The organism is Paraburkholderia sp. CNPSo 3076, from assembly GCF_026343935.1.
In the GTDB taxonomy this organism is placed as follows: domain Bacteria; phylum Pseudomonadota; class Gammaproteobacteria; order Burkholderiales; family Burkholderiaceae; genus Paraburkholderia; species Paraburkholderia nodosa.
Genome location: NZ_JAPMAL010000003.1, coordinates 381870 through 397560, shown reverse-complemented (window position 1 = coordinate 397560; position 15691 = coordinate 381870). Strand labels below are relative to the sequence as shown.

Below are 15691 nucleotides of genomic sequence, written 5' to 3'. Positions count from 1 at the left end.
TCAATCCTCGAGCGGCTTGCCCGTGAGGTCGCGAATGAACGGCAACGCGAGGCACGAGATCGCCACGCACGCCATCACGTACCACGCGGGCGCGAGCAGATTGCCCGTGCTCTTCACGAGCCAGGTGGCAACGGTCTGCGCGAAGCCGCCGAAAATCGCCACGCCGATGCCGTAGACGATCGCCATGCCCGTCGCGCGCACCGCGCGCGGGAACATCTCGGGCAGCATCGTGATGGAGGGCGCGGCCTGCAGCCCCAGCAGCACGCTCAGGCCGCCTACGGTGATCAAAAGCCGCGTGGCGTCCGGGCCGCTCGCCAGCCACAGGAACGCCGGGTAAATCAGCAGCAAGACGCCCGCGCGCGGCCAGAAGATCAGCGCGCGGCGGCTGAACCGGTCGCACAGCAGGCCCGACACGGGCGCCACCAGAAAGGTCACGACGCCGGAAACGAGCCCCGCCAGCAAGGCCGTGGGCGCGGGTACCTTCAGTTCGTGAATCGCATACGTCGGCATATAGAACGTCACGACATAGGCCGTGACCGTGGAGCCGATCGTCAGCAAGATGCCGAGCGCCGCGCGCCGCCAGTGGTCACGCAGCACGGCGAGCACCGGCATGCGCACCGCGTTCGCCTGCTGCGGCAACTGTTCGTCCAGACGCCGGCGAATCCACATGCCGATCGGCGCGATCGCCACGCCCATGAGGAAAGGCACGCGCCAGCCCCAGGCGAGCAGTGTGTCGGCGGCGAGGAAAGTCGTCAGGAGTCCCGCCATTAACGCGCCGAGCGAAACGCCCAGCCCCTGGCTCGCGAACTGCCAGCTGCCAAGCAGGCCGCGATTGGCGGGCGTGCCCGCCTCGATCAGCAGCGTGGTGGAAGCGCCCACTTCGCCGCCTGCGGAAAACCCCTGCAGCAAGCGCGCGAATACGATCAAGACCGGTGCGGCCACACCGATCTGCGCATAGGTGGGCGCGAGGCCGATCAGCGTGCAGCCCAGCGCCATCATGAAGATGGTGAGCGTCATGGCGGGCTTGCGTCCCGCGCGGTCGGCATAAGCGCCGATCACGACGCCGCCCAGCGGCCGCATGACGAAGCCCACGCCGAAAGTCGCCACCGAGGCGAGCAACTGCCCGTAGCTCGACATGGTGGGAAAGAACAACTTGCCGATGGTCAGCGCGAAGAAGCTGTAGACGGTGAAATCGAAGAATTCGAGCGCATTGCCGATTGTCGCGGCGACGATCAACTGCGCATGGCTCAGTTTGCCCTTGCGCGCTCCGGTCATGCTGACGCTATTCATGGCTCTCCTCGTCGGCCTCTGGCGGGCCTGAATGTTGACCGTGCAACGGTAGCATTCGCCCGGGCGCACGCGCCACTGATCAAAACCCGCGTAGTCGGCGCACCGAGTACGCCGTCGAAGCGTCCCTTTTATCGGCGACCCGGCGCGCGCCTAATCCGCGTTCGTAAGGTAAAAGAGGCATACTCCCGCCATAGTCAGCACTTACGTTTCGCGCGCCGCGCCGTTTTTGGCGGTTCCGCAAACGCCATGTGGCCCACCTACGCACAAGTGGGCACCAAAATTGCGGCAGCGCGTCGAACGTTCCGACGAATCGGGCGGCGACAGGCTGTACGCCGCGCCAATGCGCTTCCAGCCGCGCGTTTCGTCCCGCTGTCGTTTCCTCCGCCGCCACTGAAGGGTCGCCGCAGTCGCGACCCGTAAGCCAATGACAAGGATGTCCCTTTCTTCTGCCTTTCGGTTCCCGCGCACATCGCGCCTGCATGCTCTCGTTGCCGTTCTCGCCGTTTCTGCCGGCCTGACGCTCGCGCTCGGCGCGTCGAATGCGACGGCGGCGACACCGGCCACCGTCGCCGAAGCGCTCAAGCCCGGCGCGAGCCCCGCGCGTCCCGCCCAGCCTGCCGCGCCCGCCACTGACGCCAACGCGGCCAACCCCGCCGCCCCGGTGGCGCTCACGCCCACTCAGGCGCAAGCCGCCCTCCGGGTTCTCGACGATCCCGTGCAGCGCGGCCACATGGAAGACACGCTGCGGGCCATCGCCGCCGCCGGCGCGCTCGCCGTGCCCGCCTCGGCGAGCGCGCCGGCCAGTGCACCGGCCGCGGCCTCCGGCGCGGCGGCGGCCACGTCCGCTTCGACGCCGCTCGCGGGCGCGCTGCGCTCCAACGGTCTGGTCGTGCAGATCGCCGATCACGCCGCGCACGGCGCACGCACGGTCGGCCAGCATCTGAACCATACGTTCGCGACGCTGCTCGGCCTCTGGTCCACGCGCAACTGGTGGCAGGACCATCTGAACACGCCGCAAAGCCACGCGCTGCTGCTTGCGCTGCTGCGCGTGCTGCTGCTCACGCTCGTACCCGCGCTCGCGCTCGCCACGGTGCTGCGCCGCGTCGTCGCCACGCCGGAGCGCGCCATTGCCGCGCATCAGGCCGCGAAACAGCGCGACGACGCCGAGCCGCCGCAAGGCGGCACGCCAACGGCACAGCCACAAACGCCTGAAGCGACGGGCACGAGCGTCGCGCTCGCCGCGCAAGCGAAAGCCGCCGATGCGCAAGCCGACGCCCAGCAAGACGCCCTGCGCGAAGCCGCCGGCATGGAGCCGGCCGAGGGCAAGGGCGGCAAGGACAGCGACCCGAACGCCGGCCCCCATGCGAACGCGAGCGCCAACGCGGCGGCGCGGGCCACCGTGGTCGCGGCGCAAGCCGAGGACAACGCCGGCGCCTCGCCCAAAACCGCCGCGGACCGCGCGAAAGAGGCATACCACGCGCTGCGCGGCGCGCATCACTGGCGCCTCTTGCAGCGCCTGCCCGGCGCGCTGCTCGTGATGCTGCTCGAAGTCGTGCCCGTGGTCGCCTTCGGCCTGTGCGCCGCGGGCGTGCTGTCGCTGTTCGGCCCCGACGACGCCGCGCCCGCTGAAGCCGTGGGTCAGATCGTCGATACGTATGTGATCTGCCGCGTGATCGTGATGTTCGGCAAGCTGCTGTTCGCGCCCGACGCCGCCGCGCTGCGCCTCGTGCCGCTGCCCGACGACTGGGCCGCTTACGCGCAGCGCTGGCTCGTGCGCATCGTCGTGATCGGCGGCGTGGGCGGCGCGCTTGGCGGCGCGGTGCCGCTCGGCATGACCGAGGACGCGCATCTCGCGCTCGTGAAGGTCGTCACGCTGGTCGGCCACCTCGCGCTCGCCGTGATGATCCTGCAACTGCGCCGCCCCGTGGCCGACGCCATGCGCGCCGCCGCCGCGCGCCATGGCTCGTATGCCTGGTTCATGCAATGGTTCGCCGACATCTGGGTTGGCGTGGCGCTCTTCGTCGTCCTGGCGCTCTGGTTCGTCTGGGCGCTCGATCTGCGCGGCGGCTATGCGGCGCTGCTGCGCGCGGGTGGACTCTCGCTCGTCGTGCTGCTCGCCGCGCGCGTGAGCGCCATCGTGCTGCTCGGCGCATTGAGCCGCGCGTTCGGGTTGCGCGAGGATCAGGAGAAGATGAGCTTCGGCCAGCGCCGTGCGTACCGCTATTACCCGGCGCTGCGGCGCATCGTCGTCGTGGCGATCGGGATCGTGACGCTCGACCTGCTGCTGCACGTCTGGGGCCTGCGTCCCGCACGCATTCTCGCGCTCGCGCCGATCGGGCATTTGCTGGGATCGGCACTCCTGACTATTGTGATCGCCATCGTCGCCGCCGTCGCGATCTGGGAGTTCGCGAACGGCGCGGCCGAGCGGCGCCTGAACACGTGGACCGACGCCGGCGACTTCGTGCGCGCCGCGCGGCTACGTACGCTCTTGCCGATGTTCCGCACCACGCTGCTCGTTTCGATCCTCGTCGTGGTCGGGCTCACCGCGCTCTCGCAACTCGGCGTGAACACCGCGCCGCTGATTGCCGGCGCGAGTATTTTCGGCGTGGCGCTCGGCTTTGGCTCGCAAAAGCTCGTGCAGGACTTCATCACCGGCATCTTCCTGTTGACGGAAAACGCCATGCAGGTGGGCGACTGGGTGACGGTGGCGGGCGTCTCGGGCACGGTCGAGTTTCTCTCGATCCGCACCGTGCGCCTGCGCGGCGGCGACGGCTCGCTCTACACCGTGCCGTTCAGTTCCGTGACGACCGTGAACAACACGAATCGCGGCATCGGCAACGCGGCGGTGAAGGTGCAGATCGCGCATGGCGCGGATCTGCAGCGCGCCATCGACACGCTCAAGGACATCGGCGCCGAGATCCGCAAGGAAGACGCGTTCAAGAACGGCATCCTCAGCGACTTCGCGTACTGGGGCGTCGATCAGGTGGATGGCGCGACCGTGACGCTCGTCGGGCAGATTCAGTGCAAGGACTCGGCGCGCTGGGGCGTGCAGCGCGAGTTCAACAAGCGCGTGTTGCTGCGCTTCACGGAACGCGGCATCGAGCTGGCGAATCCGCAGCGCAACTTCCTCGTGGGCATGGCGCGCGGCGACGACGTCGAAGGGCATACGTATGGTGACGATCACGACGACGACGCCACCGACAACGATCGCGGGCAGGCGCAGGCGCGCGGCGCTTCCAAGGCGGCTTCGCAAGGCGGCAAGCCGCGCAATGGCCGCGCCGGCGCATCGGGCGACGGTAGCGGGTCGTCGAGCGGCAAGCCGAATTGATGCGTCGACACCCTGGCCGGTGCGCGGCTCGCGCGCACCGGGCTCACCCTTTGCTTCGCTCGATCGATCTCCTGAAAAGTCTCACCGATGCAGCGCAAGCAACCTCGCGGCGCAACGCTGACAGGATAAAGTTCTCCGTCTAATCAAGGGTCTGCGAGCGGTGGCACGGTGCGCCGCACGCGCGGCGCGGTGGGTCCCGAAGAAGCTCACCTTATCCTCTGCCTTCGCAAATTGTGGAGTCGTCTATGCCGAAGATCGACATCGCGAGCGTGCCGAAGCGTCAGGGCACCGGCTATCCCGCGCCATTCGACGCGCCATGCGCCGAGCGGATACGGCAGCGGCTCGGCGACGCCGGCGGTCTGCGCGACTTTGGCGTCAACTTGATGCACCTGCCGCAGGGGAACTGGTCGAGCCAGCGCCACTGGCATTCGGACGAAGACGAATTCGTCTACGTCCTCGAAGGCGAGTTGACCCTGATCGAGGACGACGGCGAAACCGTGCTGCGCGCGGGGGACTGCGCGGCGTTTGCGAAGCACTCCGGTAACGGGCACCACATGATCAACCGGTCGGATCGCGTCGCCGTGTATCTCGAAGTCGGCTCGCGTTCGCCGGCAGACGTCATCACCTGCTCCGACGTCGACATGATCAGCCCCAGCAGTGACGGACGGTTTCTGCACAAGGACGGCACGCCGTACGCCAGCGCCTGAACCGTCGCACCGGCAAGGAACCGGGACCCAGGCCGCGCGCCCGATATAATCGATTTGCCATTCAACGAGGACATCTCATGAAATCACTGATTGCCCTGGTCGCCGCTGCCACCGTTGCAACGACCGCGTTCGCCGCCAACACCATCGACAAGTTGCCGTCGGGCGTCGTCATCGAACACATCAAGCAAGGCACCGGTCCGCAACCCTCCGCCACCGACGTCGTGCGCGTGAACTATCGCGGCACGCTCGCGAACGGCACCGAATTCGACAGCTCCGACAAGCACGGCGGCCCGGCGACCTTCCCGCTCAATCGCGTGATTCCGTGCTGGACGCAGGGCGTGCAGAAGATGAAGGTCGGCGGCAAGGCAAAGCTGACCTGCCCGGCGGCGACCGCTTATGGCGATCGCGCGGTGGGCCCGATCCCGCCGAACAGCGACCTCACGTTCGAAATCGAGCTGATCGGTATCGGACAATAAGGCCAGCAGATTTTGAAGGTAAAAAGAACGGGCGGTTGAGGTGTCACCCTCGCCGCCCGTTCTTGTTTTTGCGACAACGCGGGCCTTACGCCTCGACGTCCTCGAAACTGAAGATTTCCGACTGGTCGTTGTACGAAAAGACCTCGCCATAACGCGCCCACTCGATCACGGTATCGAGCGTTTCTTCGGCGTCGACATCGGAAAGCACGTCCTCGAGCTCCTGCTCGAAGCGCACGCGCGGCGCGCGATGGCCCGGCCGCTCGTCGAGCACTTTCTTGATCCGCGCCGCGAGCGGCACGTTGCGCAGCAGGTGATCGGCGAACATGAGCTTGCGCGCCTGCGTGCCCATCTCCGAAAACACGCGTGCGGGCGGCGTGAGCAGCACGTCGCCTTCGCGCACGTCGGCAAAGCCGAGCTGCTGCAGCATTTCCACGATCGGGAACAGGTCGTCCACTTCCAGATGCAGCGAGCGCGCGATTTCCGGCATGTCGGCGCGGCCGTGATACGGCGCGGCCGCCAGTGTCTCGATCAGACCCGCCATGATGTTGGTCGACACGTCCGGCAGGCGGCTGCCCACTTCGAGACGGCGAGTCGTGGCCTCGGCGGCTTCGCGCGCCGTCATCTTCGCGTAGATGTCATCGACGAGCTTGCGGAACGCCGGGTCGAGACGGTTGCGCGGATGCTTGAACGGCACCTTGATCTCGGCCGACACGCGGCCCGGATTCGACGACAACACGAGAATGCGGTCGCACATGAACACCGCTTCCTCGATGTTGTGCGTGACGATCAGCACGGACTTGATCGGCAAGCGGCCTTGCGTCCACAGGTCGAGCAGATCGGTACGCAGCGTTTCGGCGGTCAGCACGTCGAGCGCGGAGAACGGCTCGTCCATGAGCAGGAGCGTCGGGTCGACCACGAGCGCGCGCGCGAAGCCCACGCGCTGGCGCATGCCGCCCGAAAGCTCACGCGGGTAGGCGTTTTCGAAGCCGTCCAGACCGATCAGGTCGATGGCCGCCAGCGCCCGCTCGCGGCGCTGGCGCGCGCCCACGCCCTGCGCTTCGAGGCCCGCTTCCACGTTCTGCAGCACGGTGAGCCACGGGAACAGCGCGAAGGTCTGGAACACCATCGACACGCCTTCGGCGGGCCCTTCGAGCGGTTTGCCGAGCCAGTTCACCTCGCCTTCGGTCGGCTCGATGAGCCCGGAGATGATCCGCAGCAGCGTGGACTTGCCCGAGCCGGAACGGCCCAGCAAGCCGACGATCTCGCCCTCGCGCAGCGAGAGGTTCACGTCGTCGAGCACGAGGCGTTCGTCCTCTTTCTTCGCGAAGCCGCGCGAAACATGCTTGACGGCGAGCACTTCCTGGCCGGGAGCGGGCCGCATCGGCAGCAGGTCGGATGAGACGATTTTCGGATTCAGCATGATGTCACTCCATCTCAATCGAGGCGCAGCCGGGACTCGGCGTACGTGTACAGCGGACGCCAGAGCACGCGGTTGAACAACGTAACGAACAGGGACATCATCGCGATGCCCAGAATGATCTTCGGGAAGTCGCCGGCGGCGGTCGTTTGTGCGATGTAGGCGCCCAGGCCGTGCGCGACGACTTTCGTGTCGCCCCATTGCACGAACTCTGAGACGATGCTCGCGTTCCATGCGCCACCGGAAGCCGTGATCGCGCCCGTGATGTAGTACGGGAAAATGCCCGGCAGCATGGCCTTCTTCCACCATTGCCAGCCGCGAATGCGGAAGTTCGTGGCCGCTTCCTTGTAATCGTTCGGATACGAGCTTGCGCCCGCGATCACGTTGAAGAGGATGTACCACTGCGTGCCGAGCACGATGAGCGGCGAGAGCCAGATGTCCGGGTTCAGGTGAAAGCGCACGATCACGATCACGAACACCGGGAACAGCAGGTTCGCCGGGAACGCCGCGAGGAACTGCGCGAGCGGCTGGACCTTCTCGGCGAGCGCCGGACGCAGGCCGATCAGCACGCCGAGCGGCACCCAGATCACCGAAGCGATGGCGATCAAGAGCAGCACGCGAAAGAGCGTGATGAGGCCGAGCACGAACACGTGCCAGACTTCATCGAGCGTAACGCCCGTGCGCACATAGGCCACCACGTGCCACACCACGAACACGGTCAGCGCGATCACGAACGCGGCCCAGACGATATCGCCAATGCGCGAGCGCTTGCTCATCGTGGTGACGACGGGCAGCGACTTCGGCAGTTGCACGCGCAACGGAATGCGCGCGAGCGTGGCGAGCAGGAAGCCCATCGGCACGAGCAGACGGTGAATGAGGCGCGTGCGGCGAATGAGGTCGAGCAGCCACGATTCCGGGGCGTCGCCCGAGCTCGTGTTCTCCATGCGGAACTTGTCGGCCCACGCCACGAGCGGGCGGAACAGGAACTGGTCGTACGCGAGAATCACCACGATCATCGCGAGGATCACCCAGCCCACGGCGTGCAGGTTCTTTTCCGCGATCGCCTGGGCCAGATACGCGCCGACACCCGGCAGCGTGATCGTGTTGTTGCCCACCGTGATCGCTTCGGAGGCCACCACGAAGAACCAGCCGCCCGACATCGACATCATCATGTTCCAGATGAGGCCTGGCATCGAGAACGGCACTTCGAGCTTCCAGAAGCGCTGCCAGCCCGTGAGGTGGAAACCTCGCGAGACCTCGTCCAGATCGCGCGGCACCGTGCGCAGCGACTGGTAGAAGCTGAAGGTCATGTTCCAGGCCTGGCTCGTGAAGATCGCGAAGATCGCCGCGAGTTCGGCCCCCAGCACGCGCGAGGGAAACAGCGCGAGAAAGAACGTGACCGTGAACGAGATATAGCCGAGCACCGGCACCGACTGCAGGATGTCGAGAATCGGCACGAGCACCTGGCCCGCGCGCCGGCTCTTCGCCGCGAGTGTGCCGTACACGAGCGTGAAGATGAGCGACGCCACCATCGCCGCGAGCATGCGCAGCGTGGTGCGCATGGCGTACTCGGGCAGGTTCGCGGGATCGAGCGAGATGGGCTGCGCCTTCAACGTCGCGATGGGCGCCATCGTTTCGTGAAAGCCCACGGCTGCCATCGCGATCAGGCCGATCATCAGCGGGAACGCCACGAAGTCCCAGCGGTTCGGCAGCACGCGCCACGCCGAGGCGTTGGCCGTGCGGTTCAGGTTGAAGCTGAACTCCATTAGCGGCCTCCGTTAGCGAGAACAGGCGTGGGCACGAGCACGCCGGCGCAGGCGCGCGCTGCGCGGCGGGTCGTTCGCAATGTGTGGTTGAACTGGTTCATGTCGAAGCACCGGCGATTGGTTATTGCGCGAATCCCTCGCGCGGCGCGTACGGCCGGCCGGGCCGGCTGGGCATACGCGCGGGGATCCGTTACAGCTTGTCTGATTCAGACCCGAAACACGCGCGCTCGCAGATCTCGCCAGCGCGCGGCGAGTCGCGATTTCCGGCAGGGCGGCGGGGCGCTCGCGCGCTCACGCGCGCCGAGCACATCGGGATGGAGGGTGTCCTGCGTTTGTTGCAGTTGCGACAGATGCGGCAAAAGAAGGCCGAAGTTCATACTGGTTCTCCTGGCGTCGCGGGGGGACGCGTTGGGGAGGAAAGCCAGCAGACCCGGCAGCGCGCTTTGTTCAGCGCGCGGCGGCTCGCGTCTGCCCGCTTTCCTCAATGCAATTCAAAAGGAAGCGGCATAACGGATAACTGTCACTGTCGGACATCGGAACTCCTCAACGTCACGGCGGCTGACCCTGGGGACTTGCATCGAGCCGTTGGCTCGAACGCGAAGCGGCTTCAAGGGCCTCAAGGCGCGCATGTGTCGATCCGCGCGTCGCGCTTGAGGGCGCAACGAACGAACCGTGCCGCAAGCGCGCATCGATCAGGGCGGGCTTACGGCGCGATGTCGGCCATCCGCGGCGCTCGATACGTTCAAGGCGCTGCGGCGTCGGTCGACGCTATTCAAGAGTGCACGAGGAGTTACTGCTGGACGCGCACCATCTGCCTGGCTGGCAAGACGGCGGCTGAAAGAAAGGGAGCGCGGACGTCCTGCCGGGTCAGGCAGCGAAACTGTTCGAAGATCGACAACTGCTACTGTCCAAGGCGTCAGCCCCTTTTGTTAAGACGGGCGAATTTTAGGCGCGCCACCTGTCCGAAGTCAACACGATTCGCGTCCCGCGTCAAATCTCGTGCCAATGTCGCCACAGCGCCCGCTGGGGGCTCGCGTCGGGCTAGCCCCAGGTTCGCTCCAGTGCGCCCCAGGCTCGACTGGAGCGGCCATGCATTTTTTGGGGATGCATCGCCGGCAACCGTCCGTCTATCGCCCTCGATCCGGCTCGTCTCGCAAAGAGGGATCGTTCGCTTCACCCTACTGCCGGCTTATCCATTGCCGCTGTGCGACGACGACTATCGAACCTGGCCGCAAGGGGTGTACCCGGCGTGCCCCATCCCTCGCGTCACGCGCTCTTGCGCAAGGCCTGGTGGCTGGTTTCGCCGGCGCCCATGCGCTCGAGCCGCTCGCTTGCCTCGGTCAGCGCCCACAGCGGCGCGCTTTGCAACTGCCGGTCGTACACATTCACGAGCTGCGCAACCGCCTCGAAGCCCGCTTCTTCCAGTTGCCAGCCGCCGCCCGTGTTGCCGCGCTCGAAGCAGGCGATCAGCGCGGCATCGGCCGCCCGCACCTGGTCCGGCTCGAGCACGCCATATCCGGCCTCCGCAATCGATTGCGCGAGCACGTGAGCATGGAGCAAGGCGCGTGCGTCGTCGCCGGTGCCGCCGCGGCGCAGCGCGGCGAGCCCGAGATGCACCTGCAGCGCAAGCTCGTTGGCGACTGCGCGCGGGATCGGCAGCAACATCGACTTGCTGCGTCGGGGGCGACCGGCTTGCGAGCGCTGCGGAAAAGGGATGGTCCTGGCCATGGAAGGGCAAGTAAGAGTCTGTTCCGTGCAATAACGGCACGGCGCGCCGAAGGTTAAGCGCCGACCCTCAAATCGAATGTAACGAACAGTGACAGACATGCGCTGCGCATCGCCTGACGGGCGGGCAACCGGTCGGCCGTGGCCGGCTCAGCGCGGTTCGCGCTCGCCCCCGCCCTCCGCGCGCCGCGCAGCCATGAACGCCTCGATGTGGGCGATGGCCTGCTCGCACTGCTCGAGGCTCAGGAGGTGGATCGACGGATTGGGCAGGTCGAAGCCCAGCTCCTCCCCAAGCCAGCGGATGGCCTTGCCGCGCGCCTCGAAGGCGTTGACCTTGTCGCGCCGCATCTTCGCGGCCACCAGCGGCTCGAGCGCGTCGTGCAGGCGGCTCTTGGCGTCGCGCAGGGCGGCGTTGGCAAGCCGGCCGAGCGGCACGTTGCGCGTGCTGCGCGCGGGCACGCCGATCCAGGCCTCACAGGGCGTACAGACCCAGAGCGGGCCGTGATCGTCGCGATACGGGTAGGCCTCGTCGGCGAAGCGCGCGAGCACCGCTTTCGCGCCGCAGTAGTCGCACAGCGGCTGCGGCAGCGCCTTGACGGGGCGGCCTACGCGCATGCGGCGCTCCTCGGGGCGATGGTCGATGGATGCATGACTTGATGGGTGGATGAGAAAAACGGGGGTCCGCTGCTGCGAGCGGGCCCTGGAGAAAGGATAGCGGCAAACCCCGGCGCACGGCACCGGCGGGACGGGGCGCCGCAGGCGGCCTCGCGCGATCAGTTCGCGCTCGCCGTGGCGTGCGCCTCTTCGCGCTCGAGCGAGCGCGTGTCGCGCAGGGGCGGAAAGAGCCGCATCCACAGCAGCGCGACGCAGATCGTCGCCACGCCGCCCACGAGCACAGCGCGCTGCGCGCCCCACCAGCCAGCCGTGAGCCCCGATTCGAACTCGCCAAGCTGGTTCGACGTGCCAATGAAAAGCGAATTCACCGCGCTCACGCGGCCGAGCTTTTCGTCGGGCGTGCGCAGCTGCACGAGCGACGTGCGCACGACCACGCTCACCACGTCCGAAGCGCCCAGCACCGCCAGCGCCATCAGCGACACGACGATGTTGTGCGACAGCCCGAACGCGATCGTCGCGCAGCCGAACACGATCACGCCGCCGAACATCGCGAGACCCGGGCGCCGCCGCAGCGGAAAGTGCGCGAGCCAGATCGAGCCTGCCAGCGCGCCCGCGGCCGTCGCCGAGCGCAGGAGACCGAGCGCGATGGGCCCAGCGTGCAGGATGTCGCGGGCGAACACGGGCAAGAGTGCCGTCGCGCCGCCGAACAGCACCGCGAACAGATCGAGCGACAGCGCGCCGAGAATGACGGGCTGCGAACGGATGAACGCGATGCCCGAGAACACCGATTCGAGCGTGACGGGCGCGCGCGCGGGCGGTTTGGCGCGCAGCGGGATCGTGCCCGAGAGCGTGGCCGCCGCCGCGAACGCGAGCGAGCACGCCGCGTAGGCCGGCGTCGCGCCGATGCCGTACAGCAGGCCGCCCAGTGCCGGGCCGACGATGTTCGCAGTCTGGTTCGCCGAGGTCGACCACGCGGTCGCATTCGGCAGCTGCGAGCGCAGCACGACGCCCGGCAGCAAGGACGAAATGGCGGGCGACTCGAACGCGCGCGCCGCGCCCACGCACGCGGCGAGCGCGTAGATGAGCGGCGCGCTCAGCCAGCCGCCGACCGTGCCGGCCGCGAAGGTCAGCGCGGCGGCGCATTCGATGAGCTGGCAGACGGATGCGATGCGTCTGCGGTCGTACCGGTCCGCCACGTGGCCGACGACGAGCGTGAGGCAGAACATCGGCAGGAACTGCGCGAGGCCGACGAGACCGAGCGCGAACGCGCTATGCGTGAGCGCGTAGATGTGCCAGCCCATGGCGACGGCGAGCATCTGGAACGCGAGCGACGACAGCACGCGCGCGCCATAGAAGCGCTGGAAACCGCGATTGCGCGAAAGACTGGGCAGGTCGTCGGACGCCGCCTCCGATGAGGGTGTGGTCATTGAACAGCGAGAGAAAGCGAAAAGTCGGGTGCGTGCGCAACCAGGCACAAGCGAGGCGCAAAGCGGCAATTTTAGTTCATGCGGCGTGGCGCCACAGGAACACGAGGGGCCGCGCGATTCATGCACTCGCTCTCTGAGTCGTTATATCCTATTGAATACATCGAACGATCATCCAGCAGACGGAGGCAGGAATTGGCGAGTAGTCGGCGCCTCGTAAGCGCAACACCGATACCGCAGGCGCGTCGCGCACCCGCGCCGGCGGGCACGGACGGCTTCGCGGCCACGATCACCACGCTGCGTCCCACGTCGGGGTACGAGCGCGCGGAGCTGATCCGCGACGTGATCGACGCGTTCCGGCGGCTGCGCAACAGCATCGAGCGCTTCGAGCGCATGCTCGCGCGTGGCGAAGGCGCTGCCAGTGGTGGTGGCATCGGTGGCGCGCAAGCGGCGCCAGCCGGCGCGTCGCTGCAGCCACTCCTCGTCGCGCTCTCGCGGCGCATCGATCTGGTCCGCTTCGCCCGCCAGCGCGAACTCAAGCGCGCCATTCGCGACGCACGCCGCCTCGACAAGACGCGCGATGCGCTATTCAGCGACGCGTTCAGTCTCGATACCGAAGCGCTGCGCCGCGCCGTGGCCGAACTGGAGCGGCTCGATGCGGCCTTCGTCGGGCTCGGCGTCGAGCTTGTGCTCGCGCAGCATGCGAACGCGGCCGAAGCGCACTGCGAAGCGCATACGTCCGGGGCGGCCGCGGGCCGCTCAGTGGCCAAATCCGTCGCCGTCGCGACGACGCTCGTGCGCGAACCCGCCGCCTGAACCGCGTTCCTGACCGTCATCCGGCCTTCGTTATATTCCATGATATATTTCGCTGTCGGCGCGCAGCCAGCCGGGGGCGCCTAGCCGGGGGCGCCTAGCGCGAGACAACGCCGCAGCACGCGCAGCGCGAAGCGCTGCAGGAAGCGCTAGCGGCGCGCGACGCGCGGGTCGCGTTGCACACGAGCCGCCGCGAAATCGCCGAGCAGCGCGCGAACGCCGATGCCGCCGCGCTCCACACCCTGCGCGCGCAGCTCGACGAAGCCCACGCGCTGATCGACGCCTTGCGCGCCGAAGTCCACGCGATGGAGCAGACCACGCAAGCGCACGAAGACCCGCAGGCCCAACGCGCGCTTCCGGAGGATGCGCTCAAGGGGCGCCGGATCGTCTATGCCAGCTTTCGTCGAGTTGATGATGCGGCTACATGCGAACGCGACGCCCACGCTCGCCGCGGTGTCCGTCTCGCGTTTCTGCTTGCGCCACGGCTAGGCGCCTGGCGTTGGCGGCACTGCGCCGCCGCGTCACGTCACATCGCGTCAGGCCTTCACGAGTTTGACGAGCGCTTCGATCTCGGCCTCGCAGACCGCTGCGGCGCGCGCCTCGATGCTGCGATACAAGCGCACGATCTCTTCGCCCACGGGCGTGAGCATGCTGCCGCCGCCGCTCTGCCCGCCATGCTCCGAAACCGTGGCCGGCGACTCCAGCGCGCGGTTGAGTTCATCCATCAGCAGCCACGCGCGGCGGTACGACATGTTCATGCTGCGCGCCGCAGCCGAGATCGAGCCATGTTCGCGAACGGCTTCGAGCAGCGACACCTTGCCTGGCCCGAGCGCGATCGTGCCGTCCTGAATGATGCGCATGCGAAAACGCACCTCGGGTTGGGCCGGTTTCTGCGCCTGTGCGGGCGCGGGAGCGTCTGCGTGCGGTTGAGCGTTGGGGGACTTGGTCATGCGCGCAAGCATACACGATGCGTTTCGCGCGCCGTTCCCCTCTGGATGGCTAATGGCCAGCAGGAAAACAGAAACCGAAATCCTCGCAGCCGGGACAACCGGGTGCCGGGCCCGGCGTGGCGCCCGATGCCAGCGCAAGTTCGCGCGCCAGCAGTTTCTTCCAGCGCAAGCCTTCCACGTTGCGCGCCACGACCGCAGGGAAAAAGCGCTCCAGCATGCGTGTCACGTCATCGCGGCCACGCAGGCCGAGATCGCGCCACAAATGATCGGGTCGCAGGCACGCGTGGGCAATGATCGCGGCGAGGCAACGCACGTCGTCGGGGTCGGCTTGCGGCGCGGCAAGCGCAACGAGAAAGGCCTGCATTGCCGTAGCAAATGCAGCATGCGACGCATCCGCCATAACGTGCGTGTGCGGCGCTTCACTCGTCACCGCACACACGAAGTGCCGCGCCCCGAGCGCGTCGATCTGCGCGCGCGTTAAACCGAGCAACGGCAATTCGCCGCGCACATCGCGCGCCGCGACGAGCCGCGCGACGAGCCAGGCGTCGGGCGTGCGCGGCGCCTCTGGCGCCCCCGTCAGGGCGTCGCAGCGCGCGGCGGCCAGCGCATCGAAATCGGGCGGCGGCGGCGTGGCGGGGTCCTGACTGCCCTGTGTCATTGCATTCACGCGCGTTCGCAGCGCATCAACCGTCTACGCCGACGATCACGCTCGATGCCTTGAAGAGCGCGGCAGCCTGCTTGCCTGCCGCGAGGCCGAGACGATCGACGCTGTCGTTCGTCACGATGGCCGCGATCTGCGCGCCGCCCGGGGCCGCGAGCACGACTTCCGCATTCACCGCACCCTTCGTGACCGACGAAACCGTGCCCGCCACGACGTTGCGCGTGGACACCTTGCTCGTGTCGCCGTCGACCATGAGGATCACCGACGATGCCTTCACGAGCGCGAAGGCCGGCTTGCCAGCGGCGAGACCCAGCGAAGCGGCGCTGCCATGCGTGATGATCGCGACAATCTCGAGGCCGCCGTCGGCGCGCAGTGTGACTTCGTCGTTGACAGCGCCGGCCTTGACCGCGCTGATCTGGCCGGAGAAATGGTTACGGGCGCTGGTACGCATGAGGGCCTCCACAATTGAACAGGACTATGAACCGGGAAAAGAACTGGCCCCCAGTTTAGGCGTATCAG

General features: G+C 67.5%; 15 protein-coding genes. 4 read left to right on the top strand and 11 right to left on the bottom strand.

Annotation, left to right across the window (positions count from 1 at the left end):
* Positions 1-1290, bottom strand: coding sequence for an MFS transporter (locus tag M3A49_RS05645; RefSeq protein ID WP_266227794.1), 1290 nt, complete (start codon positions 1288-1290; stop codon positions 1-3).
* 433 nt (positions 1291-1723) lie between these two features.
* Between M3A49_RS05645 and M3A49_RS05640 the strand changes: the two genes are divergently transcribed.
* The 3 genes from M3A49_RS05640 to M3A49_RS05630 all read left to right on the top strand — a co-directional run bounded on the left by M3A49_RS05640 (position 1724) and on the right by M3A49_RS05630 (position 5801).
* Positions 1724-4618: a mechanosensitive ion channel family protein gene (locus tag M3A49_RS05640; protein WP_266227792.1), complete on the top strand. Its 2895-nt coding sequence runs from the start codon at positions 1724-1726 to the stop codon at positions 4616-4618.
* 245 nt (positions 4619-4863) lie between these two features.
* Positions 4864-5325: a cupin domain-containing protein gene (locus M3A49_RS05635; protein WP_266227790.1), complete on the top strand. Its 462-nt coding sequence runs from the start codon at positions 4864-4866 to the stop codon at positions 5323-5325.
* Positions 5326-5402: 77 nt separating this feature from the next.
* Entirely contained in the window at positions 5403-5801 is a 399-nt protein-coding gene (locus M3A49_RS05630; protein WP_266227789.1) for an FKBP-type peptidyl-prolyl cis-trans isomerase, read from the top strand.
* Between the two features lie 85 nt (positions 5802-5886).
* Here M3A49_RS05630 and M3A49_RS05625 read toward each other — a convergent pair whose 3' ends face one another.
* The 6 genes from M3A49_RS05625 to M3A49_RS05600 form a co-directional block, all read right to left on the bottom strand.
* Entirely contained in the window at positions 5887-7221 is a 1335-nt protein-coding gene (locus M3A49_RS05625) for an AAA-associated domain-containing protein (RefSeq protein ID WP_028207896.1), read from the bottom strand.
* A 14-nt stretch (positions 7222-7235) separates the two neighbouring features.
* Positions 7236-8984, bottom strand: a complete 1749-nt coding sequence (locus tag M3A49_RS05620; protein ID WP_254353515.1) for an ABC transporter permease — start codon at positions 8982-8984, stop codon at positions 7236-7238.
* 206 nt (positions 8985-9190) lie between these two features.
* Positions 9191-9361: a hypothetical protein gene (locus M3A49_RS05615; protein ID WP_154677869.1), complete on the bottom strand. Its 171-nt coding sequence runs from the start codon at positions 9359-9361 to the stop codon at positions 9191-9193.
* 889 nt (positions 9362-10250) lie between these two features.
* A complete protein-coding gene (locus M3A49_RS05610; RefSeq protein ID WP_266227788.1) occupies positions 10251-10649 on the bottom strand; it encodes a hypothetical protein in 399 nt (132 codons plus the stop codon).
* A 210-nt stretch (positions 10650-10859) separates the two neighbouring features.
* Positions 10860-11324 carry a zinc-finger-containing protein gene (locus tag M3A49_RS05605; protein WP_266227787.1) on the bottom strand — a complete coding sequence of 155 codons (465 nt, stop codon included), beginning with the start codon at positions 11322-11324 and terminating at the stop codon, positions 10860-10862.
* 158 nt (positions 11325-11482) lie between these two features.
* Positions 11483-12751 carry an MFS transporter gene (locus M3A49_RS05600; RefSeq protein ID WP_266227786.1) on the bottom strand — a complete coding sequence of 423 codons (1269 nt, stop codon included), beginning with the start codon at positions 12749-12751 and terminating at the stop codon, positions 11483-11485.
* Between the two features lie 192 nt (positions 12752-12943).
* On the opposite strand from M3A49_RS05600, the gene M3A49_RS05595 reads away from it, so the two are divergent.
* Entirely contained in the window at positions 12944-13564 is a 621-nt protein-coding gene (locus M3A49_RS05595; RefSeq protein WP_266227785.1) for a hypothetical protein, read from the top strand.
* A 146-nt stretch (positions 13565-13710) separates the two neighbouring features.
* Here the strand turns inward: M3A49_RS05595 and M3A49_RS05590 are convergent, their stop codons facing one another.
* From M3A49_RS05590 to M3A49_RS05575, 4 genes are all read right to left on the bottom strand, one after another.
* Positions 13711-14004 (bottom strand): hypothetical protein, encoded by a 294-nt coding sequence (locus M3A49_RS05590; RefSeq protein WP_266227783.1) that lies wholly within the window; start codon positions 14002-14004, stop codon positions 13711-13713.
* A gap of 93 nt (positions 14005-14097) precedes the next feature.
* Positions 14098-14511, bottom strand: a complete 414-nt coding sequence (locus tag M3A49_RS05585; protein ID WP_254353522.1) for a winged helix-turn-helix domain-containing protein — start codon at positions 14509-14511, stop codon at positions 14098-14100.
* A gap of 49 nt (positions 14512-14560) precedes the next feature.
* Entirely contained in the window at positions 14561-15169 is a 609-nt protein-coding gene (locus M3A49_RS05580; RefSeq protein WP_323183109.1) for a nitrogen fixation protein NifQ, read from the bottom strand.
* A 25-nt stretch (positions 15170-15194) separates the two neighbouring features.
* Complete coding sequence (locus tag M3A49_RS05575) at positions 15195-15623, bottom strand: TOBE domain-containing protein (protein ID WP_266227779.1); 429 nt, start codon at positions 15621-15623, stop codon at positions 15195-15197.
* Between the last annotated feature and the right edge of the window lie 68 nt (positions 15624-15691).

What these genes read in the sequence shown, in the direction of transcription:
- M3A49_RS05635 (WP_266227790.1), top strand. Translation starts at nt 4,864, where the DNA reads ATGCCGAAGATCGACATCGCGAGCGTGCCGAAGCGTCAGGGCACCGGC.
- M3A49_RS05585 (WP_254353522.1), bottom strand. Translation starts at nt 14,511, where the DNA reads ATGACCAAGTCCCCCAACGCTCAACCGCACGCAGACGCTCCCGCGCCC.
- M3A49_RS05620 (WP_254353515.1), bottom strand. Translation starts at nt 8,984, where the DNA reads ATGGAGTTCAGCTTCAACCTGAACCGCACGGCCAACGCCTCGGCGTGG.
- M3A49_RS05600 (WP_266227786.1), bottom strand. Translation starts at nt 12,751, where the DNA reads ATGACCACACCCTCATCGGAGGCGGCGTCCGACGACCTGCCCAGTCTT.
- M3A49_RS05615 (WP_154677869.1), bottom strand. Translation starts at nt 9,361, where the DNA reads ATGAACTTCGGCCTTCTTTTGCCGCATCTGTCGCAACTGCAACAAACG.
- M3A49_RS05625 (WP_028207896.1), bottom strand. Translation starts at nt 7,221, where the DNA reads ATGCTGAATCCGAAAATCGTCTCATCCGACCTGCTGCCGATGCGGCCC.
- M3A49_RS05610 (WP_266227788.1), bottom strand. Translation starts at nt 10,649, where the DNA reads ATGTTGCTGCCGATCCCGCGCGCAGTCGCCAACGAGCTTGCGCTGCAG.
- M3A49_RS05580 (WP_323183109.1), bottom strand. Translation starts at nt 15,169, where the DNA reads ATGACACAGGGCAGTCAGGACCCCGCCACGCCGCCGCCGCCCGATTTC.
- M3A49_RS05575 (WP_266227779.1), bottom strand. Translation starts at nt 15,623, where the DNA reads ATGCGTACCAGCGCCCGTAACCATTTCTCCGGCCAGATCAGCGCGGTC.
- M3A49_RS05630 (WP_266227789.1), top strand. Translation starts at nt 5,403, where the DNA reads ATGAAATCACTGATTGCCCTGGTCGCCGCTGCCACCGTTGCAACGACC.
- M3A49_RS05645 (WP_266227794.1), bottom strand. Translation starts at nt 1,290, where the DNA reads ATGAATAGCGTCAGCATGACCGGAGCGCGCAAGGGCAAACTGAGCCAT.
- M3A49_RS05640 (WP_266227792.1), top strand. Translation starts at nt 1,724, where the DNA reads ATGTCCCTTTCTTCTGCCTTTCGGTTCCCGCGCACATCGCGCCTGCAT.
- M3A49_RS05605 (WP_266227787.1), bottom strand. Translation starts at nt 11,324, where the DNA reads ATGCGCGTAGGCCGCCCCGTCAAGGCGCTGCCGCAGCCGCTGTGCGAC.